24 protein-coding genes are annotated in these 25,705 nt (G+C 68.8%); 14 read left to right on the forward strand and 10 right to left on the reverse strand.

Annotated features, from left to right (window positions below; genetic code table 11):
- The first annotated feature begins 633 nt into the window (after nucleotides 1-633).
- The 3 genes from ON37_RS04610 (at nucleotide 634) to ON37_RS04620 (ending at nucleotide 3,400) form a co-directional block, all read left to right on the forward strand.
- A complete protein-coding gene (locus ON37_RS04610; RefSeq protein ID WP_245553039.1) occupies nucleotides 634-1,518 on the forward strand; it encodes a hypothetical protein in 885 nt (294 codons plus the stop codon).
- Nucleotides 1,519-1,644: 126 nt separating this feature from the next.
- Complete coding sequence (locus ON37_RS04615; protein ID WP_051031205.1) at nucleotides 1,645-2,169, forward strand: sigma-70 family RNA polymerase sigma factor; 525 nt, start codon at nucleotides 1,645-1,647, stop codon at nucleotides 2,167-2,169.
- Nucleotides 2,170-2,215: 46 nt separating this feature from the next.
- On the forward strand, nucleotides 2,216-3,400 hold the full coding sequence (locus ON37_RS04620; RefSeq protein ID WP_040717030.1) for an anti-sigma-D factor RsdA: 1,185 nt from the start codon (nucleotides 2,216-2,218) through the stop codon (nucleotides 3,398-3,400).
- Nucleotides 3,401-3,626: 226 nt separating this feature from the next.
- On the opposite strand, the gene ON37_RS04625 is transcribed toward ON37_RS04620, so the two are convergent.
- On the reverse strand, nucleotides 3,627-4,040 hold the full coding sequence (locus ON37_RS04625) for a DUF5319 domain-containing protein (protein ID WP_025347353.1): 414 nt from the start codon (nucleotides 4,038-4,040) through the stop codon (nucleotides 3,627-3,629).
- Nucleotides 4,041-4,341: 301 nt separating this feature from the next.
- Here ON37_RS04625 and guaB point away from each other — a divergent pair, with 301 nt between their 5' ends.
- Entirely contained in the window at nucleotides 4,342-5,886 is a 1,545-nt protein-coding gene (gene guaB, locus ON37_RS04630) for an IMP dehydrogenase (RefSeq protein WP_085997224.1), read from the forward strand.
- Between the two features lie 377 nt (nucleotides 5,887-6,263).
- Nucleotides 6,264-7,430 carry a GuaB3 family IMP dehydrogenase-related protein gene (locus ON37_RS04635; protein ID WP_040717035.1) on the forward strand — a complete coding sequence of 389 codons (1,167 nt, stop codon included), beginning with the start codon at nucleotides 6,264-6,266 and terminating at the stop codon, nucleotides 7,428-7,430.
- A gap of 6 nt (nucleotides 7,431-7,436) precedes the next feature.
- On the opposite strand, the gene ON37_RS04640 is transcribed toward ON37_RS04635, so the two are convergent.
- The gene (locus ON37_RS04640) at nucleotides 7,437-8,234 is read right to left on the reverse strand and encodes an alpha/beta fold hydrolase (protein ID WP_040717113.1); all 798 of its coding nucleotides are present in this window, start codon (nucleotides 8,232-8,234) and stop codon (nucleotides 7,437-7,439) included.
- Between the two features lie 495 nt (nucleotides 8,235-8,729).
- Here ON37_RS04640 and guaA point away from each other — a divergent pair, with 495 nt between their 5' ends.
- On the forward strand, nucleotides 8,730-10,316 hold the full coding sequence (gene guaA / locus ON37_RS04645; RefSeq protein ID WP_040717038.1) for a glutamine-hydrolyzing GMP synthase: 1,587 nt from the start codon (nucleotides 8,730-8,732) through the stop codon (nucleotides 10,314-10,316).
- A gap of 91 nt (nucleotides 10,317-10,407) precedes the next feature.
- Here guaA and ON37_RS04650 read toward each other — a convergent pair whose 3' ends face one another.
- Nucleotides 10,408-10,629, reverse strand: a complete 222-nt coding sequence (locus ON37_RS04650) for a hypothetical protein (RefSeq protein ID WP_040717041.1) — start codon at nucleotides 10,627-10,629, stop codon at nucleotides 10,408-10,410.
- Nucleotides 10,622-12,439 carry a PspC domain-containing protein gene (locus ON37_RS04655; RefSeq protein WP_040717043.1) on the reverse strand — a complete coding sequence of 606 codons (1,818 nt, stop codon included), beginning with the start codon at nucleotides 12,437-12,439 and terminating at the stop codon, nucleotides 10,622-10,624. Before ON37_RS04655 ends, ON37_RS04650 begins: the two co-directional genes overlap by 8 nt.
- A 254-nt stretch (nucleotides 12,440-12,693) precedes the next feature.
- Between ON37_RS04655 and ON37_RS04660 the strand changes: the two genes are divergently transcribed.
- Nucleotides 12,694-14,160 (forward strand): ATP-binding protein, encoded by a 1,467-nt coding sequence (locus ON37_RS04660; RefSeq protein ID WP_174362067.1) that lies wholly within the window; start codon nucleotides 12,694-12,696, stop codon nucleotides 14,158-14,160.
- 71 nt (nucleotides 14,161-14,231) lie between these two features.
- On the opposite strand, the gene ON37_RS04665 is transcribed toward ON37_RS04660, so the two are convergent.
- From ON37_RS04665 to ON37_RS04675, 3 genes are all read right to left on the reverse strand, one after another.
- Nucleotides 14,232-14,591 carry an MmcQ/YjbR family DNA-binding protein gene (locus tag ON37_RS04665; protein WP_040717047.1) on the reverse strand — a complete coding sequence of 120 codons (360 nt, stop codon included), beginning with the start codon at nucleotides 14,589-14,591 and terminating at the stop codon, nucleotides 14,232-14,234.
- Between the two features lie 100 nt (nucleotides 14,592-14,691).
- Nucleotides 14,692-15,066, reverse strand: a complete 375-nt coding sequence (locus ON37_RS04670; protein ID WP_040717051.1) for a hypothetical protein — start codon at nucleotides 15,064-15,066, stop codon at nucleotides 14,692-14,694.
- Nucleotides 15,056-15,223: a hypothetical protein gene (locus ON37_RS04675; RefSeq protein ID WP_157171351.1), complete on the reverse strand. Its 168-nt coding sequence runs from the start codon at nucleotides 15,221-15,223 to the stop codon at nucleotides 15,056-15,058. Before ON37_RS04675 ends, ON37_RS04670 begins: the two co-directional genes overlap by 11 nt.
- A 459-nt stretch (nucleotides 15,224-15,682) precedes the next feature.
- Between ON37_RS04675 and ON37_RS04680 the strand changes: the two genes are divergently transcribed.
- Nucleotides 15,683-17,044: an NsdA family TPR-like regulatory protein gene (locus ON37_RS04680; RefSeq protein WP_040717057.1), complete on the forward strand. Its 1,362-nt coding sequence runs from the start codon at nucleotides 15,683-15,685 to the stop codon at nucleotides 17,042-17,044.
- Here ON37_RS04680 and ON37_RS04685 read toward each other — a convergent pair.
- Nucleotides 17,028-17,564: an NUDIX domain-containing protein gene (locus ON37_RS04685; protein ID WP_040717059.1), complete on the reverse strand. Its 537-nt coding sequence runs from the start codon at nucleotides 17,562-17,564 to the stop codon at nucleotides 17,028-17,030. The two genes, ON37_RS04680 and ON37_RS04685, sit on opposite strands and share 17 nt — an antisense overlap.
- A 226-nt stretch (nucleotides 17,565-17,790) precedes the next feature.
- On the opposite strand from ON37_RS04685, the gene ON37_RS04690 reads away from it, so the two are divergent.
- Nucleotides 17,791-18,459, forward strand: a complete 669-nt coding sequence (locus tag ON37_RS04690) for a response regulator (RefSeq protein ID WP_040717116.1) — start codon at nucleotides 17,791-17,793, stop codon at nucleotides 18,457-18,459.
- Between the two features lie 6 nt (nucleotides 18,460-18,465).
- Here ON37_RS04690 and ON37_RS04695 read toward each other — a convergent pair whose 3' ends face one another.
- Nucleotides 18,466-19,611: a serine/threonine-protein kinase gene (locus ON37_RS04695; RefSeq protein WP_040717062.1), complete on the reverse strand. Its 1,146-nt coding sequence runs from the start codon at nucleotides 19,609-19,611 to the stop codon at nucleotides 18,466-18,468.
- 409 nt (nucleotides 19,612-20,020) lie between these two features.
- Here ON37_RS04695 and imuA' point away from each other — a divergent pair, with 409 nt between their 5' ends.
- The 4 genes from imuA' to ON37_RS04715 all read left to right on the forward strand — a co-directional run bounded on the left by imuA' (nucleotide 20,021) and on the right by ON37_RS04715 (nucleotide 24,300).
- Nucleotides 20,021-20,758 carry a DnaE2-dependent mutagenesis accessory factor ImuA' gene (gene imuA' / locus ON37_RS04700; RefSeq protein WP_040717065.1) on the forward strand — a complete coding sequence of 246 codons (738 nt, stop codon included), beginning with the start codon at nucleotides 20,021-20,023 and terminating at the stop codon, nucleotides 20,756-20,758.
- Between the two features lie 78 nt (nucleotides 20,759-20,836).
- Nucleotides 20,837-22,441 carry a DNA polymerase Y family protein gene (locus ON37_RS04705; RefSeq protein WP_040717118.1) on the forward strand — a complete coding sequence of 535 codons (1,605 nt, stop codon included), beginning with the start codon at nucleotides 20,837-20,839 and terminating at the stop codon, nucleotides 22,439-22,441.
- A gap of 135 nt (nucleotides 22,442-22,576) precedes the next feature.
- Nucleotides 22,577-23,344: an alpha/beta fold hydrolase gene (locus tag ON37_RS04710; RefSeq protein ID WP_040717120.1), complete on the forward strand. Its 768-nt coding sequence runs from the start codon at nucleotides 22,577-22,579 to the stop codon at nucleotides 23,342-23,344.
- Between the two features lie 59 nt (nucleotides 23,345-23,403).
- Nucleotides 23,404-24,300, forward strand: a complete 897-nt coding sequence (locus ON37_RS04715; protein WP_040717122.1) for a ferredoxin family protein — start codon at nucleotides 23,404-23,406, stop codon at nucleotides 24,298-24,300.
- A gap of 10 nt (nucleotides 24,301-24,310) precedes the next feature.
- Here the strand turns inward: ON37_RS04715 and ON37_RS04720 are convergent, their stop codons facing one another.
- Nucleotides 24,311-25,291 (reverse strand): SDR family NAD(P)-dependent oxidoreductase, encoded by a 981-nt coding sequence (locus ON37_RS04720; RefSeq protein WP_040717068.1) that lies wholly within the window; start codon nucleotides 25,289-25,291, stop codon nucleotides 24,311-24,313.
- Nucleotides 25,292-25,519: 228 nt separating this feature from the next.
- On the opposite strand from ON37_RS04720, the gene ON37_RS32280 reads away from it, so the two are divergent.
- On the forward strand, nucleotides 25,520-25,702 hold the full coding sequence (locus ON37_RS32280; RefSeq protein WP_157171352.1) for a hypothetical protein: 183 nt from the start codon (nucleotides 25,520-25,522) through the stop codon (nucleotides 25,700-25,702).
- Nucleotides 25,703-25,705 lie beyond the last annotated feature (3 nt).

Genomic DNA, 25,705 nt, shown 5'->3' on the forward strand with positions numbered 1-25,705 from the left:
ATGGTGCGAGCTCGTCGGCGTTGTCGAGCGGTGCTTGTCAGCAGCGGTCTGTCCGGACCCTGGGCGGGGGCGACAGTGACCTCGCCGAGATCGGGCTCGGACCGTATCGCCGATCTCCGGCGATCGCAGTACGCGGTCGCCGCAATTTCGCGCGGCGCCGACGACGGCGATGACGTACGTTAGGTCGCGCGGTGAAATCACGTCAATAGTTGCCCCTGCGCTGATCGCAATTCCGGCAGATCCGAGATTTAACCTGAGCGCTGTTTACTTCTCACGCCTGGAAAGCGATACTGTCCGGTTGGCCGAGTTTCGCCGGTATTGCCACGTGTCCGCCGTTCTCGGTGTTTCCCCAGTTCGGCAGGTATTTAGCGGAAGAAATGACATGTCCACCTTGCCAACGCTGGGAGGTGTGATATGTGATGTGCCACACTTGCGCGGTTCGCCCGAAGAAGGCCGGATGGCCGAGCCTGGGCGCCCAGGTTAATAATCCGAAAATCATACGAATTTCGGTTCTGCGCGCTGTGGGTTAGCTCGCTGCAGTTTTACGCGATGGAAACATCCCGGCATCTTTTTTCGCTGAGAAATAGCCCGCGTGCTATTAGTGCGTGAGCCCCGTCCGGATAAGGTGCGCTGGTGTTGGATTCGTCGCTACGGGCCGATCGGTTGCTGGACTCCGATCGCGCCGTGCTGATCGATGCCGCCTTCGGCCGCCGCCCGGGAATCGAGCTCACCGAGCTGCCGGCCGGCGCGGACCCCGTCGAATCCTGGTTGCGCGCGGTGGTTCTCGGTGGTCAAGGGTGGTACGCGGCCGCACGGGCGGAGCTGCTGCGGACCGCGCGCCGCAACCGCGATCCGGTCCTCGGCTCGCTATTGGTCTCGACCGAGGCGTCCCTGCTGCGGCAACTGGGCTGGCATGCCCGCGCCGCGGACCTGGACGGCCGGGCATTGGCGCAGGTCGCGGCCCTGCCGAGGGGGCATCGCGCACATCCGCTGCGAACAGCGGCGATCTGTGACGCACTCACCGGTCTGGCCGCCGATGCGCTGGGGACCGGCCGGCCGGCCGTCTCCGCGCGGTTGCTGTCGCGCTGCCACGCCGAGTTGGACGGCTCGTCCGGCACCGCGCGGGCGCTGGTGCGCTGGCATTGGGTCAGCGCCGAAACCGCACTGGCCGCACCGGATGCGCAGCTGGTCACCGCTCCGGCGTCGGTCCACGCCGAAGCGGCGCTGGCGGCGGCCGAGGCGATGGGATCGGTTCGGCATCAGGTGAAGTCGCGCTTGCTCGGGGCCGCCGCGGCTGCCGCCGCGGGCGATATCGATCGCTCGCGCGCGCTGGCCGAACTGGTCGATACGCAGTGCCGCACCCATGGTTTGCTTCCGCTGCGGTGGGCCGCGGCGATGTTGCGGACGGGCGTCGAGGCGGCCGCGGCGGCGCAGCGGGCCGCGGTCGAGGCGGCCGAGTGCGCACGCATCCTGGCTGGTCGTGGTGGGTGGTTGCGGGGGTCGACCGAGTTCGGGTGAGCAGTGATCCCCCATGTTGTCCGACTCACATTGCCGAGCCGCTATTGTTGGTTTCGTTCCACCGACCGGTGGAAGCACCGGTCGAATCCGGCCGTGCCACTTGTAACGCCAGGAATATCTCTGACGATGACGCACTCGGGCGAGGAGTTGGACGCCGCCGTAGCTGCTGCAGCTCAAGGCGACCGTTCGGCTTTAGCCCAGGTACTGGAAATCATCCGCCCGCTGGTAGTGCGCTATTGCCGTGCGCGGATCGGCTCTGCGGAGCGTGGGCAGCTCTCCGCGGACGACGTGGCGCAGGAGGTCTGCTTGGCCGTGATGACCGCCCTGCCGCGTTATCAGGACCAGGGGCGGCCGTTCATGGCTTTCGTGTACGGAATCGCTTCGCACAAGGTTGCCGATGCCCATCGCAACGCCGCCCGTAACAAGGCGGACGCGATGGCCGAAGTACCAGATGTCATATCCACCGACCAGGGGCCGGAACAGCGCGCTCTCGAGTCGGAAACGAGTCGGCAGATGAACAGTCTGCTGGCCACGCTTCCGGAAAAGCATCGAGAGATCCTGATCCTCCGCTTGGTCATGGGTTTGTCAGCAGAAGAAACTGCTGTCGCCGTGGGCAGTACGGCGGGAGCTATACGAGTCGCTCAGCACTGAGCGCTCGCGAAACTGAAGTCACAAGTGGCGAGGGCAGGTGAAATGTATGGCTAGGGATGGCGAGCGCGGTCGGGGCGACTGGAAGGCGCGGCTTGGATCGCCGAACAGCGGTCCCTATGCCGAGGCATCCGGAGAGTCCGGTGATACCGGACCCGTCGATATCGCCGCGGTACGCCGCGACGACGCGCTGATCGACGCCATCGCCGGCGACGGTCCCGTCGCGACCGACAGTGCCGAGGAGTACCAGCTCGCGAGCCTGCTCGCGAATTGGCGAGCCGATATCGTCGAGGCTCCGATGCCGGCCGGACCCGATCTCGACACCGTCGTAGCGGCGGTCAATCAGGAGATCGGCGCCCGGGAGGCGAGAGTCAACGCGCACCGGCGCGGCAGGTTGCGATTGGTACGTCCGCTGATGGGCGCCGCGGCCGCGGTCGCGGTGATCGCGGGCGGCACCACGGCATTTTCCTACGGGGCGCAGCCGGGCGATCCGTTGTGGCGGGTGAAGGAGGTCGTGTTCAGCCAGCAGGCGCAGACCACGATCGCCCAGCGCGCCGACGACGACTTGGCCAAGGCGCAGACGCTGATCGACCAGGGGCATCCGGAACAGGCCAAGGCACTGCTGGAGAGCGCGTCGACCAATACCACCCAGGTCGACGACCATGCTCGCAAGCAGGATCTGCAGACGCGCTGGCAGCATCTGCTCGATCAGCTGCGGACCGCCGCACCGGATGTGGCCGCCGCACTCGAGTCGCTCGAACCGAAGCCGAGCGGGACGCCGACCACCCCGCCGGTGGTGGCGCCGACGACACCGGGACGTTCGGCGAATCCGGGGCAGCAGGAGAGCACCGGGACCAAGCCGACCACACCGGGGCCGGAGATCATGCGTAGCCAGACGGCACCGAATACCGGCGCCAACGGCTCCGGACCGGGGACTCCCGGTACCGAACCCGGTGGGACGAAGCCGCCGACGCAGCAGCAACCGCCGGTCACCGTCGAGCCGCCGACCTACGAACCACCGACGCAGCAGCAGCCGCCCACCAACGAGCAACCGCCCACCCAGCAGCTGCCGACGAATCAGCCCACCGCCTCCCCGCCGACCACCATCGGCGGGGGGCCGGTGGTTCCGCCGACTCAGCCGACCGTCGCCCCGGTCCATCCGTCGGTGCCGACGGTGCCGACCGTGGTCGTGCCGCCGGCCGGTGCGGGAACGTTGCCGGGCGGAATCAAGTAGACGAAATATCCGATGCGGGAACCGATCGCCGATTTCGGCGGTCGGCTTCGTCGTCTTCGGAGCGCTTTCGCCGGAATGCGGGGACTTCTCGCGCGCAGCGGCGGATAGGCGCCGCCCGCAGCAAAACTCACCGGGAAACGTCACCAGGAGAGTTCGTTCGGGGAAAAATTCACACGCGTCAGCCGCGTGCCGACGTGCTAGCTGGCACGGCCGGGGCCGGCGGTCCTCAGGCGTCGAATCCGTCGAATCCGTCGCCGTGCAACGCCTCGTTCATCGAGGCGTCCGCATATCCGCGGCAGTAGTCCCACGTGACGTAGGCCTCCGGCGTCGGATCATAGGCCGGTTCGTGCGGGCGGACCGTGCCGTCGACCAGCAGTTGCAGCAGGTTGGCGCGCAGCATGTCCCAATCGTGGTAGTGGTCCTGCCGGCAATCCTCGCAGCTCACCACGAGACCGCGGATGCCCCGATGGGACAGCAGCGCCTCGTAGACCGCGAGATCGGCGAGATCCTCTTCGACCGCTAGGCGCTCATGGGGGTCCAGCGGCTCCCCAGGCTCAATGGCATCGAGCGCGGCCGACGGGTCGGAGGGGTCTCCGGCGAACGGGTCCGGCGGCAGGCCAGGTGGTAGATGGTCACGCACAATCCCACGGTACGCAGAACCACCCCCTCCGCGCCAGCGCTGAAGGTATTTTGACACGCTTGTTGCGGCGTTTCGAGGGTTCCGGCCGTTCGTCCGGACGCCCCCGTTCCCGCGGACCGCGGCTGTGTCGGAGGCGACGCGGTCGGCCCGGCAGGCGGCCGATACCATGGATACACAGGCGCCGGGTAGCACACTTCGGCTCCACCATCCCATCAGTTGTTCTCGATTCGGTACCGAGGTTCCGGGATTCCGGGCCGATGTGCCGTTTCGGTGCTTTCGAGGTCCAGGAGGGGTCGATCAGATGAGTAGTCCCGTGATGGGCGAACAAGCCGTCCGCCCGCATACGGGGGGTGACGATCCGAACAAGATCGCCATGCTCGGGCTCACGTTCGACGACGTGCTGCTGCTGCCGGCCGCCTCCGATCTGATCCCCAGTTCGGTCGAGACCTCGAGCCGGCTGACTCGTGAGATCACGCTGCGCACGCCGCTGGTGAGTTCCGCGATGGACACCGTCACCGAGGCGCGGATGGCGATCGCGATGGCTCGCGCCGGCGGTATGGGCGTACTGCACCGCAATCTGTCCGCCGCCGACCAGGCCGCGCAGGTGGAGACGGTGAAGCGGTCCGAGGCCGGTATGGTCACCGATCCGGTGACCTGTCGCCCCACCGACACCCTGGCCGAGGTCGACGCGATGTGCGCCCGGTTCCGGATCTCCGGCCTGCCCGTGGTGGACGAGACCGGTGCGCTGGTCGGCATCATCACCAACCGGGATATGCGGTTCGAGGTCGATCAGAACCGCCGCGTCGCCGACGTGATGACGAAGGCGCCGCTGATCACCGCGCAGGAAGGCGTCACCGCCGAGGCCGCGCTGGGCCTGCTGCGCCGGCACAAGATCGAGAAGCTGCCGATCGTCGACGGTAACGGCCGGTTGCGCGGACTGATCACCGTCAAGGACTTCGTCAAGACCGATCAGTACCCGAACGCGACCAAGGACCGGGACGGCCGGCTGCTGGTGGGCGCCGCGGTGGGTGTCGGTGAGGACTCCTGGTCGCGCGCGATGAGCCTGGCCGACGCCGGGGTCGACGTTCTGGTCGTCGACACCGCGCACGGCCACCAGGCCCAGGTGCTGCAGATGGTGGCGAAGGTCAAGAACGAGGTCGGCGACCGGATCCAGGTCGTCGGCGGCAATGTCGCCACCCGCGCGGGTGCGGCCGCCCTGGTCGAGGCCGGCGCCGACGCGGTGAAGGTGGGCGTGGGCCCGGGTTCGATCTGTACCACCCGCGTGGTGGCCGGGGTCGGTGCGCCGCAGATCACCGCGATCCTCGAGGCGGTGGCCGCGTGCCGGGCCGCCGATGTGCCGGTGATCGCCGACGGCGGCATCCAGTTCTCCGGCGATATCGCCAAGGCCATCGCGGCGGGCGCGTCGACCGTCATGCTCGGCTCGCTGCTGGCCGGTACCGCGGAATCGCCCGGCGATCTGATCCTGGTCAACGGCAAGCAGTTCAAGAGCTACCGCGGCATGGGCTCCCTGGGCGCCATGCAGGGCCGCGGCCAGGCCAAGTCCTACTCCAAGGACCGCTACTTCCAGGACGACGTGCTCGCCGAGGACAAGCTGGTGCCCGAGGGCATCGAGGGCCGGGTCGCGTTCCGCGGCCCGGTCAACCAGGTCATCCATCAGCTGGTGGGTGGTCTGCGCGCGGCCATGGGCTACACGGGCTCGCAGTCGATCGCCGATCTGCAGCAGGCTCAGTTCGTGCAGATCACCGCGGCGGGCCTCAAAGAGAGCCACCCGCACGACATCACCATGACCGTCGAGGCCCCGAACTACACCGGCCGGGGCAAGTAGCGGCCGGAACCGGCTGCGCCGCACGACGTCTCGGACTCCCACCGGAGGCCGCGGGAATCGAGTGCGGCCGGTTCGCTCGCGACGGTCGGTTCCCGGCCGACCGTCGCCCACCGCGCGACTGGGAAATCCGAGGGTCGAGACGGACCTGTGTCCCCGGTCCAAGGTCGGGCGGACGTGTGCCGACAGTCCGGCGCGACCGGCCCCGGGCGTATGGCGTACGCCGGGAGCTGGGAGGATGGACGCCGGGTCGGCGTCCGATCGCCGCGGTCACGTGCGGCCGGACGCGGCAGCGTCCACGCGTGGCAGAAGCCGCCGCGGGCCGAACAGTGTCGTGGCCGAACACAGTGTCGTGGCAGAACTACTAAGGAGAGACATCAGTGCGGGACATGGTCGAGATCGGGATGGGTCGGACCGCCCGGCGTACCTATGAACTGGACGACGTCGATATCGTCCCGTCGCGTCGTACCCGGTCGTCGAAGCAGGTGTCGCTGGCCTGGCAGCTGGACGCCTACCGCTTCGACATCCCCGTGGTCGCACATCCGACCGATGCGCTGGTGTCGCCGGAGTTCGCCATCGAGCTGGGCCGTCTGGGCGGTCTGGGCGTCATCAACGGCGAGGGGCTGTGGGCGCGGCACGCGGATGTGAGCGCCCGGATCGAGCAGCTGGTCGAGGTGGCCGAGCACAAGGGCCCGGAGGCGGCGGTCGAACTGCTGCAGCAGCTGCATGCCGCCCCGATGCAGCCCGATCTGCTGGCCGCGGCGGTTGCTCAGGTGCGGGCCGCCGGTGTGACCGTCGCGGTGCGGGTCAGCCCGCAGAATGCGCGAGCGCTGACGCCGAGCCTGGTGCAGGCCGGGATCGACCTGCTGGTGGTGCACGGCACCATCATCTCCGCCGAGCACGTCGGCACCAATGGCGTGAGCGCCGAGGATGCCGGGTCGTCGGTGGAACCGCTGAATCTCAAGACGTTCATCGCCGAACTCGATGTACCGGTCGTCGCGGGCGGGGTGAGCGATCACCGCACCGCGCTGCATCTGATGCGTACCGGCGCCGCCGGCGTCATCGTCGGCTACGGGTCGATGGCCGGCGCCACCACCACGGGCGAGGTGCTCGGCATCGGAGTGCCGATGGCGACCGCCATCGCCGACGCCGCCGCCGCGCGCCGCGATTATCTGGACGAGACCGGCGGCCGCTACGTCCACGTGATCGCCGACGGCGACATCGTCTCCTCCGGCCAGCTGGCCAAGGCTATCGCGTGCGGCGCCGATGCCGCGATGCTGGGGGTGCCGCTGGCACTGGCCCAGCAGGCGCCCGGGCGCGGCTGGTACTGGCCCTCCGCGGCCGCTCACCCCTCGGTACCGCGTGGTGCGTTGTTGCAGTTCGCGGAGCCGGACGAGCAGCCGCCGCTGGAGAAGGTGCTCTACGGTCCGTCCAGCGATCCGTGGGGTTCGGTGAATCTCGTTGGCGGCCTGCGCCGTTCGATGGCCAAGGCCGGATACTGCGATCTGAAGGAATTCCAGAAGGTCGGCCTCAGCGTGCGCGCCTGATCCGGATCAGTTGATCCGGGTCAGCACCTCCCCGCGCAGGAACTCGCGGATCACCGCGTTGACCTGCGCGGGGTGTGTCATATTGACCGCCTGACGGGCACCCTCCACCTCGAAGAAGCGCGAGTTCACCAGGCGCCGAGCCATTTCCAACGCATGCGCCCGGGGAATGCCCGCCCGGGATGGATGGATCACCAGTGCGGGACAGGTGATTTCGCACAGGCGGTCCAGGATCGAGTCGCGGGTCAGCAGACAGCCGGCGGCGACCTCCAGTTCCTGTGGATCACGCGCCAGCCAGCGTTCGGTCCATACCGCTCGATACCAGGCGTCGTCGCCGATCAGCCAGCGCGCCAGATGTTCCGCCAGCGCGTGCCGGATCTTGGGTTCCCACCAGCGGTCCAGGAAATGCCGTGAGGTCGCGAGCTCTTGCGGCGTCGGCGGATGTGCCTCGGTGGAGATCAGGATCAGGGCGGCCACCCGTTCGGGGGCGAGCAGGGCGGTCCGCATGGCGCTGAATCCGCCCTGGGAGGTGCCGCCCACCACGGCCCGTTCGACGCCGAGTTGATCCAGCACGGTGAGCGCGTCGCGCGCGGCGGTCCAGTAGGTGAAGGGCAGACCTTCGTCGCGGGTGCGGCCGTGCCCGCGGGCATCCCAGGTGACGACGCGAAATTCCGGCGCGAGTGCGGCCGCCTGCGAGGCGAACATGGTTCTGTCCATGAAGAATTCGTGCCCGAGCAACACCACCGGACCACGGCCGCCGGTGTCCTCGTAATGGATCTCGGCATCGATCGCGCGGGCGAATGGCACGAGCACGAGGATAGCGGTCGCCGCGATCCGCTGCTCCGCCTTCGCTCCTGGCGAAGCGAGAGACCCGTGCGTTCCGGATGTCGTACGAACGCTCGCACAATCCGGACGCCGGTGACTATCGGCAGAATCGGAACATATTGCAGGATAGTCGTTTTCGCTCACCGCCGACGGAGGCGGTGTAAACCGGCAGGCCTGGCACGGTGGTTTCGCCTGTGCGGCACGTGGTGCGGTCGCCGGCTGAACGGGTCGTGCCGGACCTCCCGCCACGGGTGGTATTTCGAGTGACAGTGGGAGCGCCGAACGGGGGCCGCCGTCGGATCGAGTCTGCGATAGCTGTGGTAGCTGACATAGCCGTCCTCCCCGCGATGCTCGGCGGTTCCGGATCGGCTCACTCGTCGGCGCTGCTCGAGGGCGTCTCAGTGGTATCGATCACCGTGCGCGACCGCGAGCTCGCCCGCCCACGAGGTGCGCGAATGCGCTCACTAAACTGTGTGAGTGGCAGAAACCCAGCGACCAGTTCTCGTCGTCGACTTCGGGGCGCAGTACGCGCAGTTGATCGCGCGGCGCGTGCGCGAATCCAGTGTCTACTCCGAGGTGGTACCGCATACCGCGACCGTGGAGGAGATCGCCGAGCGACAGCCGCTCGCGGTGATCCTGTCCGGCGGTCCGGCCAGCGTGTACGCCGAGGGTGCGCCGCAGCTCGATCCGCGGCTGTTCGATCTCGATATCCCGGTCTTCGGCATCTGCTACGGCTTCCAGGCGATGGCGCAGGCTCTCGGCGGTACCGTCGCGCACACCGGGACGCGTGAATACGGCCGCACCGAGCTGAATATCGACGGCGGTGTGCTGCACGGCGGCCTGCCCACCGTGCAACCGGTGTGGATGAGCCACGGCGACGCGGTCACCGATGCCCCGGAGGGCTTCGAGGTGACCGGGACGACGGCGGGCGCGCCGGTGGCGGCGTTCGAGAATCGGGCGCGGCGGCTGGCCGGGGTGCAGTACCACCCGGAGGTGCTGCATTCGCCGCACGGTCAGCAGGTGTTGAGCCGTTTCCTGCACGAGCTGGCCGGCATTCCGGCCGCCTGGACTCCGGCGAACATCGCCGATGCGCTGGTCGAGCAGGTGCGCGAGCAGATCGGGGACGGGCATGCGATCTGCGGTCTGTCCGGTGGTGTCGATTCCGCGGTGGCCGCGGCCCTGGTGCAGCGGGCCATCGGTGACCGGCTGACCTGTGTTTTCGTCGATCACGGCCTGCTGCGGGCCGGGGAGCGGGAGCAGGTTCAGCGCGATTTCGTGGCGGCGACCGGGGCGAAGCTGGTGACCGTCGATGCGGTGGACAAATTCCTCGGTGAGCTGAAGGGCGTCACCGATCCGGAGGAGAAGCGCAAGATCATCGGACGAGAGTTCATCCGCTCGTTCGAGGACGCGGTTGCCGAGGTCGTGAAGTCGACCGGCGCCGAGAGCGCCGACACCGATGGACAGGGGCCCGCGGTCGAATATCTGGTGCAGGGCACCTTGTATCCGGATGTGGTGGAGTCCGGCGGCGGCGCCGGCACCGCGAACATCAAGAGCCATCACAATGTCGGCGGCCTGCCCGAGGACCTGGAGTTCGAACTGGTCGAACCGCTGCGCCTGCTGTTCAAGGACGAGGTGCGTGCGGTCGGTCGTGAGGTCGGGCTGCCCGAGGAAATCGTTGCGCGCCAGCCGTTCCCGGGCCCGGGCCTGGCGATCCGGATCATCGGTGAGGTGACTCCGGACCGGCTGGAAACGCTGCGGCAGGCCGACGCCATCGCGCGCGAGGAGTTGACCGCGGCCGGCTTGGACGCGCAGATCTGGCAGTGCCCGGTGGTGTTGCTGGCCGATGTGCGCAGTGTCGGGGTGCAGGGCGACGGCCGGACCTACGGCCATCCGATCGTGTTGCGGCCGGTGTCGAGTGAGGATGCGATGACCGCGGACTGGACGCGGTTGCCGTACGAGGTGCTGGAGCGCATCTCGACCCGCATCACCAACGAGGTGGCCGAGGTCAACCGCGTCGTGCTGGATGTGACGAGCAAGCCGCCGGGCACTATCGAATGGGAATGAGCGGTCGTCTCGGGTGACGGCATGCGAGGGGCCTTCCGGCATCGGCCGGAAGGCCCCTCGTCGCTGTGCGGACTGTTCTCCTCGCGATTCGCTATTTCCGCCGTCGCGGTGAAATCACCAGCCCGAGGCCGACGACCACCGCGACGCCCACCACGATCCAGCCCACCGGTACGGCACTGTGGAACGGCCAGGACGTCGGGCCGATGAAGGCCCAGACACTGACCAGCACGGCCAGGATGCCGGCGAGCAGCAGTGAGAACGACGGTCCCCGCCGACTGTCGGTCCGAGTGTCGGCCGTTTCGTTGTCAGCCACGTTTCACCTCCGCGTTTCCGGCGTGGACATCGACGTCGAGAGTGAGGATCGGCCCGTCGGCCGGCCCGGTGGGGCCCTGTGGGCAGGTCACCTCGCCCATGCTGGCGTTGCAGGTGGCGTGCAGTCGCATCGAGTCGGGCACCAGCACCCGGAAATCACCCATCTGCACGTTCACGTGGACGGTGCGATTCTCGGTGAGGGGCAGTTGGCGCAGGTCGAGCGTGCCCGAACCCATGGTGATCTTGTATTCGGACGCCAGTTCGGTGGCCGAGGCCGGGGTCCAGACGTGATCACCCATCGCGCCGCGATCGAATTCGACCGGACCGACCAGCGACGCCAGGATCACGAATCCGGCCAGCGGTGCCAGCACCACCAGCAGGCCGTATCCGCGCCGGGCGAAGGCGCCGACGATCAGCCCCAAGCCGACCACCGCCAAGGCCACCGCGGCGATCCGGGCGGGGGCCATCCAGTCCGCGCCCGCGGCGGCCACCGCACCGGCGGCCGCGGCGGCGAGGACGGTCAACCCGATCACCACCGGGGTCAGCCGGGACCGTGGGCGCGGTGCGGGGGCGACCGCGACCGGGCGTTGCGGGGCCGGGGCGGGCAGATCCCAGGCCATCGGCGCCACGCCGAGCGGATCCCTGCCGGCGGGTGTGGGGCCGAAGTGCGTGGGGTCCGGGATCGGGCGGATACCGCTGGGTCGCGGACTCGGCGGCGGTGTCGGTGCCGGGCGGGCGGATCCGCCGGGACCGGAGGTGTCGTCCGGACCGGACTCGTCCTCGGACGAGGAGCCGGCCGCGGCGTCGGGGGCCGCCGATTCCGCGTCGATGGTGAGCGGCCTGGTCATTGCCACGGTGGGACGCTCGTCCGCTGGTGGGTCACCGGCCGGGCGATCCTCGTCCGCGGACCGTACGTTCGCGTCGGTGCTGGCCGAGATCGGCTCGGTCTTCGTGATACCGGGCTCGGCGGCAACCACGTCCGTCGACGCGTCGCCGGACGCCGGAGTGTCGTCGCCCGGGTTGCGCGGGATTTCGGCCGTATCACCTTTCTGCGCAGCGATTTCCGAGTCCGCCGGTGGTGTGTCCGGAACCACTTCGGCCGCTGCCGGCACGGTCGTCGTCGCACCCGTTCCACGGTCGTTCGATTCGGGAGCCGTGGCATATGGAAAACTCTGTGCCGCAGGGCGGTTCGGATCCGGCTCGTAGTGGTCGGGAAGTTTGGTGAACGGCCCGTACGGACTGCCGGACCACGGTTGGCCTGCGCCCCACGGCGATCCGCCGGGGAAACTCGCTCCCGGATATCCGGTGGCCGCGATACCGCTCTCCGCTGTGAACGGATACGAACCGTCGGTCGGCGGCTCGGGCTGGCGCATGTACAGCAGCCACCAGCCGGCGATCAGCAACGCGAAACTGATCACCCCGGACCCGCCGAGGCCCACGCCCACGGGCCCCATGGTGGTCACCGCGATGGCCAGGGCGACGATCAGGACGATGGTCTTGGTGGACGATTGAGAACTGCGGCCCCGGTTGAGCAGCCCCTCGGCCGGGGATACCGGATCACCCGCCGGAGGCAGCAGCAACCAGGCCGCCAGATACAACACGATGCCCGCACCACCGAAGATCGTCGACACCACGAACGCGACCCGGATCAGGACCGGGTCGACGCCGTAGCGACGGCCGAATCCGGACGCCACCCCGGCGACCGGACTCTGGCCCGGCAGCCGCATCGGACGCGTCCGCCACAGGTGGTGGAGCTGTTCGCTGAATCCGGTCCGGCTCGTGCCGCCGGCCCCGCCGCTCGCTGTGGTCATAGCTCAATGGTGGCCGTGGGCAGCATCGGATGACATCGGGGTTCACCCTGAAAACGAACCTGAATATCGGATCGGCAGGTCGGAGCGCTGTCGGATCGGTGCGGCGCCGCCGATGCGGTGGACGCTCGATGCGGAAACCTCGATCGCCGCCCGTCCGGATGTTCGGCGGCCCGGCGCCGGCTCCGCACCCCGAGATCGGGAATCCGGGTATTTCCCGATGGTCCGCTGTCGGTACGGCGTGCCAGTATCGAGACATGTACCCCTCCATGCCCGCATTCGACGCGCGTTCGGGGTTCGACGGCCGGGTGGGTCTCGACCCGCGCGCCGGTTTCGACGGTCTGGGCCCGGACGGCCGCGGTCTCGACCCGGCCCTGGCGCTCCCGCGGTTGCTGCGCCGGTCCGGTGGCCGGGTGGTCGGTGGTGTCGCGGGCGGGGTGGCCGACCACCTCGGGGTGGACGTCTTCAAGGTGCGGATGGCGTTCGTTCTGCTGTCGGCACTGATGGGTGCGGGCATCGTGGCCTACGGGCTGCTCTGGATCTTCACCCCCTCCGGCGCCGACGGGCCGCCGCCGACCGCCTCGGAGCGGCGGCAGGCGGTCGGGCTGGTCCTGCTCGGGCTGGCGCTGTCGGTGTCGATGGCATGGCTGTTCAACGGGACCGCCGCGCGCGTGGTGGCGCCGATCATCGTGGTCGCCGTGGGCGCGGCGCTGGTGTGGCGCGAATTCGATTCCGACGGGCCGCGTTCCATTCTCGGCCTGCCCGCGCGGCCGAGCGTTCTCACCTGGGCGCGCATCCTCGCCGGGGCGACCTTGATCGTGGTCGGCCTGGGTGTGGTGGTCCTGGCCCGGATCGATCTGAGTTCCCTGGGTTCGGCCTTGATCGCGGTCGCGGTCACGCTGATCGGGGTGGGTCTGCTGACCGTGCCGCTGTGGTTGCGCATGATGCGTGCCCTCAACGCCGAGCGCGCGGCCCGCATCCGCAACGAGGAACGCGAGGAGATCGCCTCGCACCTGCACGATTCGGTGCTGCAGACGCTGGCGCTGATCCAGCGGCAGGCCGACGATCCGCAGGAGGTCGCCCGGCTGGCCCGCAGTCAGGAGCGGGAACTGCGGAAGTGGTTGTTCGAGGATTCGATGCCGGCCCAGTCCAGCCTGGCCGCCGCGCTGCGCACCATCGCCGGTGAGGTGGAGGATCAGCACGGGGTGCAGGTCACTCCGGTGACCGTGGGCGATGTCTCGATGGACCCCGGCGATACCGGGTTCGGTCTGCCGCGCGAACATTTCACCGCGCTGCTCGGTGCGACCCGCGAGGCGCTGGTCAACGCGGCCAAACACGCCGGGGTCCCCACGATCGACGTCTTCGCCGAGGTGGAGCCGCATCAGGTGAGCATCTTCGTGCGCGACCGCGGCTCCGGTTTCGATCCCGCCGCGGTGCCCGCCGACCGGCAGGGGCTGGCGAAATCCATCCACGCCCGCATCGAACGCCGCGGCGGAACGGTCGAAGTGCAGACCGCGCCCGGCCGCGGCACCGAGGTGCGAATCATACTGCCGCGCAAGGACTCCGAAGTGCAAGAGGAGTTCTCGGGTACCGCCGCTGAAAGCCCTGCCGACCCAGCCGGTGCCGCCGACGCAGAGACCCTCGACCCGCCGGATACCGAGATGAGTGACCCTGCGGACCAACCGCACGCCGAGGCGTCGCGTCGGCGTTCCGCGCCCCGCTGAGACCGGGCTCGGCATCGGTCGCAGTGGTGGGCGAAATCAATGGGGCGAGGTCGCACTCGTGGAGTCCGGGCTCAGACCGTCCCGTGGGGGTGGGCGAGATCGTAGCCCGCCGAAACCTTCTTGGGGACGACCATGCGCCACGCCTCGACGACGAGTTCCCGTGCCTCGGTCGGGTCCAGGGCTGCGAGGTTGGACTCGATCCAATTGAAGCGCAGGTTCGATGTCGATGGCATCCGGAACTTGTGCGGCTCGCTCGCGACAAGCGCTGCTCGTTCCTCCTTGGGGAACGCGAAGCCCATCACCGTCTCGTCGAGCGAGAACGCCACGTAGACGATCTGCTCGACACGGAATTTCAACCGGCCACGAACATAGACCGGGTAGGAGCGTTCCAACTCGGCCCCCAGCGAGCTGACGTCTTCGACCACCGCCATGGTCGGACTCCTCGGTTATGTGTGCGAATGCCGACCACGCAGTCGAGTTCGGGGTGTGGTGTCGGCCTGGGGCCCGTCTCGCAGCATGGCGGTGTTGATCCTAGGGGGCGCCGGGCGCGGCTCCAGGACTGGGCTGCAATGGATTCACGCGCCCCTGCTCGGGCGCGTAACCGCCGCCGCGCTCATAGGTTTCGCCGGTCGCCATGTCGTGAATATCGGTCATTTCCGCCAGCTCCGGTGGGATCCGGCCGCGCAGATGCCGCATATTCGGCACGATCAACAACTCGATCGCGTGGGTTCGGACGTGATCGAGCAGCGCCTCGGGGACCACGAGACTGGAGGATCTGGTGAGCCCGATGTAGTCGTATCCGAGCCGGGTGGCGACCCGGCCGGCCTGGCGGTTCAGGCCCGTCAGGGTATCGACCAGATCGAGGCACACGTACCCCATTGCGCGAGGCGGGTTCTCATCCTCCATAAACGTCTCCTCGTGAGTGGCGGGTACGAACTTCGGATTCGACCCGGCGCCGGATCGCGGTGACGGTGCGGTCCTTCGGAATCCGCTGCGGCCACAGCACAATCACCGCGTACACGGCGGGCGCGAGTGCGAGGCAAAGAAGGGCGAGCGCGATCACTGTCGGCTCCTCGATGTCGAGTGCGGGTGATTGGGTCGCACCCGCCGCCGGGGACTGCGGCACCCGGCGGCGGGGCGTGATCCGACGGCGTCGCTCGGATCGTCCCGGACCCGGGCTCGGATAATTGAGCGGCACCGATTCACCAGTTGCCAATCGGCGAAATTGTGCCCCTCTTTGGTTACATAGATGCGCAAAGCATCTCGTCGCATCGTTGCCTCCGTTTTCGTTTGTCGGCGCGGTCGATGCGCATGGCCATCGGATCGATGGCGCCGGGGAACACCCTGCACCGCGCCCATGGAGCAAGGAGAACTCACGTCGCCAACACTCGAAAAGGCTTGCAGCATAGGAAAAAACGCGCGCTGTGGGCGCATATTTGCAGGCCGGGCGGGGGTGTGCAGAGGGGGTGTGCGTTTCCAATGACTGCTGGTGTCGGCGCGGGGGCCGTGCAACACTCCCGACATGGGACGTAAGCCCAAACAGCCGAACAGCGCGCTCGAAGAACTGCTGTCGGAAAAGGCGATCAGCCGGAAGGGACTTGCCAAACGGGTCAATGACGCTGGAAGGGCGATCGGCCTCGACCTAGCCTATGACCACACCTCTGTCGGCCGCTGGCTCTCGGGAGAACAACCGAACCCACCGGTGCCGCAGCTCATCGCCCACGTGTTCACCGAACTCCTCGGCCGTCGCATCACCTCTGCGGAATGCGGAATGTCCAGCGACAGCGAACCCGGCGATCTCGGGTTGGAGTTCTCTCTCAGTCTCTCCGAAGCGCTCGGATCCGTTACCACCTTGTGGCGCACAGATATAGAGCAGCGATCGTTCCTACAGGATACGTCGTACGCCGTGCACGTATACCCCGCCGCATCGATGCGATGGTTGACCATGCCGGTCCCCGAGCATCCGGTGTCGGCCGGACGGCGGCGGGTCGGTCGTGGTGATGTCGACGCTGTACGCGCGATGACTGCCGCTTTCCGGGACCTCGACAACCGAGTCGGGGGCGGGCGAGTCCGCCCGACAGTCGTGCACTACCTGCACACCTCGGTCGCTCCTTTGCTGCGCGGCAACTACGCCGAACCTATAGGCCGGCCTCTCTACGCTGCTGCGGCGGAGCTGACAAAACTCGCGGGGTGGGCCGCCTATGACCAGGAAGAGCATGGGCTTGCGCAGCGCTATCTGATCCAAGCACTCCGACTGGCGCGCGGGGCCAATGATGCCGGCCTGGGTGCTGAGATCCTCGCAGCGATGAGCCATCAGGCGACTTACGTCGGTAGGCCAGGTGACGCGGTCGATCTCGCGCGTGCCGCCCAAATGACGGCGCGTAGTGCCGGGCTGGCTGCGCTGGCGGCTGAATGCCACCTGGCTGAAGCACACGGACACGCGGCGCGACGTGACGACAGTGCCTGTGCCGCCTCGCTCAACGCCGCGGAGCGGTCATTCGAGAAGACTGACGCCGACCGCCCAGCCTGGCTGTCCTACTTCGATGGCGCATATATGTCGGCGAAAGTGGCGCATTGCTTCCGTGAACTCGGAGATGATGCGCGCACCGCACACTTCGCCGAGCAATCGCTGAACATGTCGGATAGCTACCAGCGAGGAAAAGCTTTCAACCTTTCCCTTCTCGCGTCTGCTCGTGTGGCGGAAGACCCGTTGGAGGCAGTTCGCGTAGGTCGGGAAGCTGTCTCGATCGCTGTCGGATTGTCCTCCCAGCGCAGCTACTCGTACCTGCGGGACCTGCGGCATCGGCTCTCCCCACACACCGGCCTTGCCGACATTGCGGATTTCCGCCAGGTCGTGAAGGAACTCACTAGTCAACCAAGGTGAGTGCCCGATACACGCCCACCACGGTCGCGGCGCCGACGATTTCACCGCGGTCGATCATCTTCACCGCTTCCTCGAGCGGGAACCACCGCAAGTCCTCCGCTTCGTTCACGTCGGGGACGGTGTCGGTCAATTCGGCGCCGCGTGCCAAATACACCAGTTGCGGTTGGTCGAGAGTGCCGATCGCGGGCTGATAGGTGACCAGGTGCTCCATCGTCTTCGGCCGCCATCCGGTTTCTTCCTCGACCTCACGGGCGGCTGCCGCCGCCACATCCTCGGCTCCGTCGATGTACCCGCCGGGCAGCTCCCACACCCACTGGTCGATGATGAACCGGTGCCGGTACATCAGCAGAACTTCCCGGTTCTCGTTGAGTACCAACGTCATCGCGCATTTCGGCAATCGGGCCACGTACTGGGTGAACTTCACGCCGTCGGGCAGTTCGATGTCGACGGTGGACAGCCGGATGTGGCGGTTCTCGTCGACTACGGTCTCGCCGTGGATTGTCCATTGGGTGCGCGTCACCTTTCGACGGTATCGCGCACGGAACGGCGACGCCCACCGAGCAGCGACAGCCACCGCGTGGGTATCGCGTGCGGTGGATTCCGAAGTCGGTGCCGTCGTTCTCGTGGCCGAGTCGCATCCGAGAGCGTATGACGACCGGATCCGGGCAGGGTGGCAGCCGATGTGGTACCGATGAGGTGGCGCTGCCGTGCCCGACAGCCGGCTCGAGGTGAGGAGAACTGTGACGATCCGGGTTTTTCTGGTCGACGATCACGCCGTGTTCCGGTCCGGGGTGCGGGCGGAATTGAGCCGTGAAGCCGATATGGATGTGGTCGGGGAGGCGGGAACCGTCGCCGAGGCCGTGGCCGGGATCGAATCCTCCCGTCCCGACGTGGTCCTGCTGGATGTGCATATGCCCGACGGCGGTGGGGTCGCGGTGCTGCAGGGGATCGACGACCGGTTGAACGGTTCCGGGCCGCAGGGCGGCGGCGGGCCGGTCTGCCTGGCGCTCAGCGTTTCCGACGCCGCGGAGGACGTGATCGCGGTGATCCGGGCGGGCGCGCGGGGTTACGTCACCAAGACCATCTCGGGTTCCGAACTGGCGGAAGGGATTCGGCGGGTCGCCGGGGGCGATGCGGTGTTCAGTCCGCGGCTGGCGGGCTTCGTCCTGGATTCGTTCACCGGTCGTTCCCCGGCCCCGGAACCACCGCTGGATCCCGAACTGGATTCGCTGACCCCGCGCGAACTCGAGGTGCTGCGCCTGCTGGCCCGCGGCTACACCTACCGCGAAATCGCCGAAACCCTGTTCATCTCGGTGAAGACCGTGGAAACGCATGCGTCGAACGTGCTGCGCAAGACCCAGCAGTCCAATCGGAATGCGTTGACCCGCTGGGCACATCGCCGCCGCATCGACTGAGAACCGCTACATCGCGGCGACGAGGACGACGATCAGGATGAGCAATCCGATCAGCAGTCCGACCGCGATCGCCAGCGGCGCGGCGTTGGGCCCGAATTTGGTGAAGTCGATATCGGTCAGCTTCGACTTGCCCAGTTTAGGTTGCTGCACAGCGGAACTGCCGATCGCGGCCCGCGGCGGGCGGGGCAGCGGCGCGGAATGTGGACTGCGCAATCCGGCCGCGGAGTTGCGGGCCGCCCAGGCGGGAATGGTGCCGTCCTCGGTGCGGATGGGCGCGCCGAGAATGTAAGGCCCGGTGCCGGGACCGAATACGGCGGTGAGGATTTCCTCGCGCGCCTCGGCCATGGTGGGGCGGCGCTGCGGCGCCGGTTCCATCATGTGCAGCAGTACCTCGGTGAGCGGCCCGCTGCGGGTGGGCGGAATGATCTGCGCCATCGCCGCGCGGGTGACGATCACGTCGTTGTCGTCGTCGAAGCCGTACGGCGGATGACCCTCGACCGCGGTGTACAGCGTTGCGCCGAGCGAGAATACGTCGCTGGCGGGCCCGGGCCGGGCGCCGCGCGCCACCTCCGGCGGCAGATAGGACGGCGTGCCGGTGATCACGTCCTCCGGCTCGTCGAAGGCCTCCCCGGCACTGGAGATACCGAAGTCGCTGAGTTTGGCCATCCCCACTTCGGCGCCCCGGTCCGCGACGAGGATATTGCCCGGTTTGATGTCGCGATGCACGATGCCGGCGGCATGGGCGGCGGCGAGCGCGTCGGCGACCTGTGCGCCGATCTGCGCCACCTCGATCGGGCTGAGCGTATCGGCCAGGGCCAGGGCCTTGGCGACGCTGCGGGAGGGCAGGTACTCCATCACCAGCCACGGCTCACCGGCCTCGAGGACCACGTCGTAGACGGCGATGGCGTGCTCGTGCGACAGCTTGGCGGCCACCCGGCCCTCGTGGATGATCCGGTTGCGGACCTCGGTCGCCTCGGCCTCGCTGAGTCCGGCGGTGGTGAGCACCTGTTTGATGGCGACGTCGCGGTTGAGCAACCGGTCGGTGGCGAGCCATACCGCACCCATACCGCCGCCTCCGAGTTTGGACTGCAGGCGGTAACGGCCGGCGACGAGATAGTCGGGGCCGACGATGGGGCGGGCGCGTTCGGTCACGGCGCGAGGATAGCCGAAAACCAGGACGACCGGCCTGCTTCGGATCCGCGTTGGCGGCGGTCACAGCCGGACGGACGGCTCGCCGCTGCTGTCCGGCCGGGCGGGTGACCGAGTTCGTAGCGGCCGGACGATGCGGTGACAGAACGGCGGCAGTGGGGCGGATGTGACGTCTGGGTTCATGTGGCTTGACGCAGACCGATCGGAAGGTTCTACTGGGGGCGGATCGAACGTACATTCGATTAATATCGATAGCTGAATCGGTGCTGGGAATGCTCTCCGGTCGGTGAAGGAACGGTCCGGCGGCCCTCGGTCCGCGAGCTGGATATCGGCGTGCGGTGAGTGTGGGCGCATCGAGCGGTGGAGTCCATTCGCCAGAGGCAGGTGTCGGAGAGATAGGTGGTCGGCGAGGATGGGTTCGGCTGGGGACGCGCGGAGTGCGCAGCTGGCGGAGCTGCGGCGGCGGATGGCCGCGATTCCGGCACGCGGGGTCGAGGTCGTCGAACGCCCGCCTACGGCCGCCGAGCTGCACCGGGAGTTGCTTCCCGTGCCGTCCGCACTGGCCGGACTCCTTCCCGAGGGTGGGGTGCCCAAGGGTGCGGTGGTGGCCTATTCGGGCGCGAGTTCCCTGTTGACCGGACTGCTGGCCGCGGTCACCGGCGCGGGTGGGTACGCCGCGGCGGTCGGGTTGCCGCGGCTCGGATTGCTCGCCGCCGCGGAGATGGGCGCCGATCTCGGGAGGCTGGCCGTGATATCCGAACCGGGGCCCGATCCGGTGGAGGTCGCCGCGGTGTTGCTGGATGGTTTGGATTTGGTGGTGGTCGGCCTGGCCGGGATATCCGTTCCGCCCAGTCGCACTCGGGTTCTGGCCGCGCGCGCCCGCAGCAAAGGCGCCACCCTCGTGGTGACCGGTGGCGCCTGGAGCGGGCCGATGCTGCGAATCGACAGCCGAATCGCCGGGTATTCGGGGCTCGGCCGCGGCCGCGGCCGGCTGCGTTCGATGCGTCTGGACGTCTGCGTGCGCGGCCGGTCGGCACCGGAACGTACCGGCACCCTCGGTCTGCACCCGCGGGACGGCCGCGTCGAATGGTTTGTGCCGGAATCGGATTCGTCGCCGACGGTGGGGGCGGCCCGCGATGTCGCCTCCTGACCGCGGCCGCGGACGCGCGGCCCCGCCCCGGTGGGCGGCGGCTCCTACCTCGATGACGCGAGCCGGAGCGGTGCGCCGGTGAAGCGCCCCGGTTTTCGGGTGCTGGCGGTGTGGTGCCCCGATTGGCCCGCCACCGCGGCGGCGGCCGTGGCCGATCTCTCCCCGCTGCGGCCGGTGGTGGTGCTGCACGCGAATCGGGTGGTGGCCTGTTCGGCGGTGGCCCGCGAGGCGGGGGTGCGGCGCGGCCTGACCCGACGGGAGGCGCAGGCCCGGTGCCCGGATCTACATGTGGCGCAGGCGGATCCGGACCGCGACGCGCGGCTGTTCGAACCGGTGGCGACGGCCGTGGACGCGACGGTACCGGGCGTGGAGGTCTTGCGCCCCGGACTGCTCGTGCTCGGCGCGCGCGGCGCCGCCCGCTATTTCGGTTCCGAGGAGGATGCCGCCGAGCAACTGGTCGACGCGGTCGCCGCGACCGGCGTCGAATGCCGGATCGGCATCGCCGACGAACTGTCGGCCGCGGTGATCGCCGCCCGTCGCGCGCGGATCGTCGAACCCGGCGGGGCGGCGGACTTCCTGGCGCCGCTCCCGGTGGGCGAGCTGGCGGTCGAACCGAGCCTGGCCCCGCCGGAACGCGCTGAACTGGTGGATCTGCTGCACCGCTTGGGTTTACGCCGGATCGGTGATTTCGCGGCCCTCACCCCGGCCGAGGTGGCTTCCCGGTTCGGCGCCGATGCGATCCGGGCCCATCGCTGTGCCCGGGCCGAGCCGGAACGCCCGCCCTCGGCGGCTCCGCCCGCCCCGGACCTGGTGGTGGAGTACCGCTGCGATCCGCCGATCGAGCGGGTCGATGCCGCCGCCTTCGCCGGCCGTATGCTCGCCACCCGGCTGCACGAGCGGCTGGCGGCGGCCTCGGTGGCCTGCACCCGGCTCGCGGTGCACGCCGAAACCGCTGCGGGGGAGCAGTTGTCGAGAATCTGGCGCTGTGCGCAACCGCTCACCCCGGAGACCACCGCGGATCGGGTGCGCTGGCAGCTGGACGGTTGGCTGACCCACCGGGCCCGGCAGCACGGAAAGCGCGGGCGGACAAGCGGTTCCGAACCACCGCCCTCGGCACCGATCACCCTGTTGCGCCTGGAACCGGTCGAGGTGGTGGCGGCGGGCGCGCTCCAGCTCGGCCTCTGGGGCGGGGTCGGCGAGGAGGATCAGCGGGCCCGCCGCGCGTTGACCCGAGTCCAGGGCCTGCTGGGTGGGGAGGCGGTGCGGATCGGCGTACTCAGCGGCGGCCGCGGCCCGGTCGAACGCGTCACCCTGATCACCTTCGGCGAGGAACCGGTCCCCGCCACCGATCCGGCTCAGCCGTGGCCGGGCCGCCTGCCGCAGCCGGCCCCCACGGTGGTGTTGATCAACCATCCCGAGGTCCGGTTGGAAGCCGGCGACGGTAGCCCGGTCTGGCTCACCGACCGCGGTATGTTCACCGCCGACCCGGCCGAATTGCACTGGGGTAGTAGATCCTGGCGGGTCGCGGGCTGGGCCGGTCCCTGGCTGCTGGACGAACGCTGGTGGGCCACCGGCGATTCCGGCGGCTCCGCCCGCGCGCAGATCCTGCTCGACACCGAGGAACGCGCCCTCCTGCTGCTCGGCTACGAACACACCTGGCATGTGGAGGGCCTCTACGAATGAGCGGCGCCGGACGATTCGGCGCCACCGGTGCGGCGGCCGGGACCGTTCCAGGTTGTCACCCGCTCCCGCGGCGCGGGTATGCAACGCCCCACAACCTGCGGCGACGATATTCGCGTCCACGTATCCTGGCTGATCGTGGAGTCCAATGTCGTCCGGGTGCCGCTGGCGGGTGTGCAGATCGCCTATCGCGATTCCGGCAGTGCTCGGGTGACCCATCCGCTCTCGGATGTGCCGGTGGTTCTGGTGCACGGTATGGGTGGCGACGGGCATACCTGGGATCGGTTCGCCACCGCGCTGGTGCGCGCGGGCCGGCGGGTGATCATTCCCGATCTGCGAGGTCACGGCCGCAGCGAGCACACCGCCTCCTACCGCTTCGACGATTTCGGCGCCGATCTGCTGCGCCTGTGCGATCGGCTGGAGCTGACCACGGTCGACCTGGTCGGTCATTCGCTCGGCGGATACGCCTGTTCCTGGGTGGCGATCGAACGGCCGGAGCTGGTCCGGCGGCTGGTGCTCGAGGAACAACCGCTGCCGCTGCGCTCCGGTGACGAACAACTCACCCTGACCCGGCGGTTGCCGTCGGTGCCGGAACTGTGGCATGCCACCACCAGCCTGCTTCGCCATCCGCGGGCCGTGCTGGCCTTCGACCGGTCGATGACCGCTCCCGCGCTCGAACAGTTCCGCAAACCGCATCCGGAATGGTGGGAGCGGCTGACGGAGATCAGCGCGACCACCCTGATGTTGCGCGGCGGTCCGGGTGGAATGGTCGATCCGGACAAGTTGGAGATCTTCCGCACCAGCGTGCCGGACTGCCGGGTCGAGGCGTTCAGCTGCGGCCACAGCATTCATCGCGACCGATATCGCGAGTTCGCGTCGGTGGTGCTGCCGTTCCTGGGGCATTGAGCGTGGCTGCCGACTCTCATCCCGCGTCACCGCTCGACCCGGCGGGCGGATTCGAGGGGCTGCCGTGTTCGGCCGCCGCGGCCGACCTCCCGCTACCGGGGAGTGCGACTTGGGTGAGCGCCTGGCTGTGCATCGAACAACCGGGAGCCTGGGGACGCGATGTGATCGGCGACGCCGTCCTCGGCGCGGAGCTCACCGCGGAACTGGCCGCTCGGACCAAGGCGGCCCGGGTCCGGCCCACCCTGATCCGCCGTCCCGGCCGCAGCGAATTCACCGGTGTGCGAACGGTGCTGCTGGCGGCGTCCCGGCCCCGGGGGTCGTGGTGCGAACGGCTGCACATCACCGACCTGAAACAGCTGCTGGATATCGACCTGCACGTTGTGAACGGTCCGGCGCCGGGAATCGGTGCGCCCGTGACGGATCCGCTCACTCTGGTGTGCGCGCACGGTAAACGCGATCAGTGCTGCGCCCGGCTCGGCCGTCCGATCGCCGCCCGGCTGGCGCAGGAGTATCCGGAACACGTCTGGGAGTGCTCGCATACGGGTGGACACCGGTTCGCGCCCGCGATGGTGATCCTGCCGATGGGCCTGACCTACGGTCGCGTCGACGGTGCGGCGGCGATCCGCGCGGTAGCCGCCGCGCAGCGAAATACGCTGTCGCTGGAAGGCTTTCGCGGCCGCAGCTGTCATTCGCCGGTGGAACAGGTGGCCGAGGCGGCGGTCCGGGAACGGGTTTCGGCCGGGCTGGACGACCTCACGGTAACCTCGGTCGAGGAGGCGGTGCCGACCTCGAATACGGCCACCTTCGCCGGTGCCGCGCGAGTGCGCCATGCCGACGGACGGCACTGGCTGGTCACGGCGCGGACCGTCGCCTATCCACCTCGTCAGGCCAGTTGCGGTGCCGCGCCGAAAGCGGCGGCCGCGGTCGTCGTGGACGAAATCCGGGAAATCGCTTGATCTTTCGTCGTCACCAGTAGGTGCCGGGGACCAGCCGGGCGGCGCGGCGCAGGGTCGAGCGCGTGACCCGGCCCGCGGCGGACCTGGGGCGCCGGGGTTTCGCCTCGAGTGCGGCTACCTCCGATTCGGGCTCGTCCTCGGCCGGTACCTCGCCCTTGGCGGCGGGGGAGTCCGGCAGCGCCCGGTAGTACCGGTGCATGACGCGATCCTTGATGCCGGGCGCGAACAGCGTCCCGTATTCGGCCAGCGTGCCCAGCGGCACGTCGATCCGGCGCGGCCGCTCGGACAGCGCCCGCACGATCGTGGCCGCCGCCCATTCCGGCGATTCCGACGGGCCCTGGTTGCCACTGGGCGCGATCATCGGCGTCCGCACCAGCGGCATGTGGATGGTGGTGAAAGTGATGTTGTCCGAGAGCATTTCGGCTGCGGTGACCTCGGCGAACTTGTCCAGTGCGGCCTTGCTGGCCAGATAGGCGGCGAACCGCGGCGTGGCGACCTGCACGCCGGCGCTCGAGATGTTGACGATGTGGCCGAATTTGCGTTCCCGCATCTGGGGCAGCAGCGCCAGCGTCATCCGGACCGCGCCGAAGTAGTTGACCGCCATCGTTCGTTCGAAATCGTGCAGCCGGTCGGTGGACCGGTGTACCGCTCGGCGGATGGACCGCCCGGCGTTGTTGACCAGCATGTCCACGTGGTCGTGCTCGTCGAGGATGGTCGCGACGGCGCGCTCCACCGAGTCGGAATCGGTGACGTCGCACTGATAGGCGTAGGCCCGCCCGCCCGCGGCCGTGATCTCCTCGACCACGGTGTTCAGTTCGTCACCGCGACGGGCCAGCAGCAGTACCACCGCCCCTTTGGCGGCGACCGCGACGGCCGCGGCCCGCCCGATTCCCGATGATGCGCCGGTGATGACGACGTGTTTCCCGGCCAGGTCCCGGCGGGCCCGGCGGCGGGCCAGATAGCCGTTCCCGGCCACGTGAGTATCCGACATCGCTGCTCCCTTGCAGGTCGATTTCCTCCGAACTTACTCCAAAGTAAGTTCCGCTGCCAAGGCCGGATCCACGGCCGGATCATCGCCCTACGTCGATCGGGGTACGCCTGCGGGAGCAGCGGGCCGCCCCGGTTCATCCCCGCGGGCGATGCCGCGCGCACACTTCCCCCGGCATGCTGGGCGGAGGTCGACAGTCGCAGTAAGTGGTCGAGAGCCGAGGAGATGACGATGGGTCTGTGGAAAGCCTTGCGCCGGCGATCGGCCGCGGCGGACGAGAAGGCAGGGGCCGAGGCGTATGCGCGGGCCGTCGCGGCCGGCGCCGCCGAACCGGAGGCGGCGGCCGCGGCCGAACAGGCCGCACGCCGCAAGCGCCGCCGCCGTCGCCTGCTGCTCTCCGGCGGACACGGCTGAGCA

Origin of the sequence: Nocardia veterana NBRC 100344, assembly GCF_000308855.1 — a bacterium.
Lineage (GTDB): Bacteria > Actinomycetota > Actinomycetes > Mycobacteriales > Mycobacteriaceae > Nocardia > Nocardia veterana.

Bases quoted from the DNA above. Each gene is read 5' to 3' on its own strand.
- ON37_RS04615 (WP_051031205.1), top strand. From the start codon at position 1,645: ATGACGCACTCGGGCGAGGAGTTGGACGCCGCCGTAGCTGCTGCAGCT.
- ON37_RS04620 (WP_040717030.1), top strand. From the start codon at position 2,216: ATGGCTAGGGATGGCGAGCGCGGTCGGGGCGACTGGAAGGCGCGGCTT.
- guaB (WP_085997224.1), top strand. From the start codon at position 4,342: ATGAGTAGTCCCGTGATGGGCGAACAAGCCGTCCGCCCGCATACGGGG.
- ON37_RS04655 (WP_040717043.1), bottom strand. From the start codon at position 12,439: ATGACCACAGCGAGCGGCGGGGCCGGCGGCACGAGCCGGACCGGATTC.
- ON37_RS04660 (WP_174362067.1), top strand. From the start codon at position 12,694: ATGTACCCCTCCATGCCCGCATTCGACGCGCGTTCGGGGTTCGACGGC.
- ON37_RS04665 (WP_040717047.1), bottom strand. From the start codon at position 14,591: ATGGCGGTGGTCGAAGACGTCAGCTCGCTGGGGGCCGAGTTGGAACGC.
- ON37_RS04670 (WP_040717051.1), bottom strand. From the start codon at position 15,066: ATGGAGGATGAGAACCCGCCTCGCGCAATGGGGTACGTGTGCCTCGAT.
- ON37_RS04680 (WP_040717057.1), top strand. From the start codon at position 15,683: ATGGGACGTAAGCCCAAACAGCCGAACAGCGCGCTCGAAGAACTGCTG.
- imuA' (WP_040717065.1), top strand. From the start codon at position 20,021: ATGGGTTCGGCTGGGGACGCGCGGAGTGCGCAGCTGGCGGAGCTGCGG.
- ON37_RS04720 (WP_040717068.1), bottom strand. From the start codon at position 25,291: ATGTCGGATACTCACGTGGCCGGGAACGGCTATCTGGCCCGCCGCCGG.
- ON37_RS32280 (WP_157171352.1), top strand. From the start codon at position 25,520: ATGGGTCTGTGGAAAGCCTTGCGCCGGCGATCGGCCGCGGCGGACGAG.